The following is a 1,948-nucleotide window of genomic DNA, read 5'->3' as shown; positions in this document are numbered from 1 at the left end:
GCCGACCGGTCCGGACAGCCCGAAGGGTCCGAGGACTCCGGGCGGAGCGCCTCGTCCTCCGCTCCCACCGGCGCGCCCTCGTCCGCCTCCCCGTCGCCGTCCCGGCCCGGGGGCGGGGGTGGAGATGGGGAGGAGAGCGTGGTGCTGCGCGACACCTCCCGCAGGACGGGAGCCGCCCGGGAGGCGGGTGTGAACGACTTCCCGGAGCTGCGCGGGGTGCGGGTGGGCGTCCACGACACCTACGACCGGGTCGTCTTCGACTTCGACAAGGGCACCCCGCGCTTCGTGGCCGAGTACGTGGACACCCTGCACCAGGACGGCTCCGGCGACGTCATCCCCCTCAAGGGCGACCAGGACCTGAAGATCTCCTTCCTCCGGTCCGTGCCCGACCCCGACTTCGACGACGGCGGCAGGAGCACCCCCGTCATCCGCGAACTGCGGCTGGTGAGCTACTTCGAGGGCGAGACGCTCTTCGGCGTCGGCACCGATCCCCAGGGCGACGGCCCGGCGGGCTTCCGGGTGACCACGGGCGAGAACAAGATCATCCTCGATGTGGCGCACAGGGCTGCGGGCTGAGGCGGCCGGGGCCGCAGGGGAGCGGAACGCGGCGGCCGACCGGACGTCACGGGTACGAGCGCAGCGGCGGAAGGTCGGTGCGCAGCGTGAGGCCGGGCAGAGGATTGGTGGGCGACTCCGGGCCCTGGGAGACGAGGACACCGTGATCCGAGACGTCGAAACCCTCGGGCCACCGCGTACGGTCGTTCACCCGCGCTCCCTCCAGCCGGGCCTCCCGCAGGTCGGCGCCGCTCAGGTCGGCGCCGCGCAGATCGGCCATGCGCAGGTCCGCCCGGCGGAACGAGGCGCGGGGTGCGCTTGCCCGGCACAGGTTCGCCTCCCTCAGATCCGCGCCGGTGAGGTCGGTGTCCTCCAGTTCCGCCTCGATCAGCAGTGCCCCGCGCAGGTCGGCGCCGGTGAGACGGGTGGAGCGGAGCACTGAGGCCGTCAGCTCGGCGTGCCGGAGCACGGCCCCGGCGAGTGAGGCACGCGTCAGGTTCACGGAGAACAGGCTCGCCGCTTCCAGGCATGCCCGGTCGAATATGACGCCCTGGAAGTTCTGCCCGTCGCAGTCGGCTCGCCGCAGGTCGGTGGCGATGAGGTTCAGCCACTCGGGCTCGCGTCCTTCGCAGAGCACGCCCATGCAGGTCAGCGCCGTCTGTGCGTCCGGTGCCCGGGTCTCCAGCGGTGGCACGGAATTGATCGGTGTGTCCGGCGCGGGCGCGCCGGGCCCGGTGGGCGGCCAGCGCAGATGGGTGCGGAGGAAGGCGGCCATGATGGCGATGACGGCCTCACGCTCCCGGTCGGAGTGGTCCGCGACCCGCCACAGGGCGTGGAGGCCGCCGATCCGCACGGCGGGTTTGTCGCTGCCGATCTGCTCCACCGCCAGCCCGAACCGGTCGGTGACCTGCCCCTCGCGCGTGGCCTTCAGCCCCTCCTGACCGATACGCACCTGGCGCCAGGTGACGTACGCTCCGGCGAAGATGGCCAGTCCGGCGACGGCCTGGAGCAGGGTGGCGCGGACATCGTTCACGGCGCTCAACCGGTCCTTCGGCCCGATACGCGCACCCGCCAGGTCGCGGTCGACCAGAACTCCCGGCAGGTAGAGCACCACCAGTGCCACCAGCGCTGCCGTCGACAGGACCGCGGCCGCTGCGGCCGCCGCCCTTCGGTCCTTCCGCTCCCGGCCCCTCCGGCGTTCCCGCATAGTTCCCCCGTGCTTCCGGCGGGACGATCCTAGTCCGGGCGCTGTCCTGTCGGACCACCGCTGCCGCACCTCTGGTCAGCCGTTCACCGGGCCGCTACGTTACCTCCGGTAACCAGCCCCGTCCGTCCGAACCGGGAGCGTGCCATGACGCCCACACCGTCACCCCACAGCCCCTCCCCGCGACAC

The 1,948-nt window shown here is 72.6% G+C and carries 2 protein-coding genes; one reads left to right on the top strand and one right to left on the bottom strand.

Features of this window, described 5'->3' with window-relative positions; all coding sequences use genetic code 11:
* A partial coding sequence (locus L7D48_RS28470; protein ID WP_237883935.1) for a hypothetical protein occupies window positions 1–576 on the top strand: 576 nt, incomplete at its 5' end.
* A 46-nt stretch (window positions 577–622) separates the two neighbouring features.
* Here the strand turns inward: L7D48_RS28470 and L7D48_RS28465 are convergent.
* Window positions 623–1,762, bottom strand: a complete 1,140-nt coding sequence (locus tag L7D48_RS28465; protein WP_237883933.1) for a pentapeptide repeat-containing protein — start codon at window positions 1,760–1,762, stop codon at window positions 623–625.
* Window positions 1,763–1,948 lie beyond the last annotated feature (186 nt).

Origin of the sequence: Streptomyces sp. ICN903 (assembly GCF_022015835.1) — a bacterium.
Classification (GTDB): Bacteria; Actinomycetota; Actinomycetes; order Streptomycetales; family Streptomycetaceae; genus Streptomyces; species Streptomyces fenghuangensis.
This window is presented reverse-complemented; position numbering and strand designations above follow the sequence as displayed.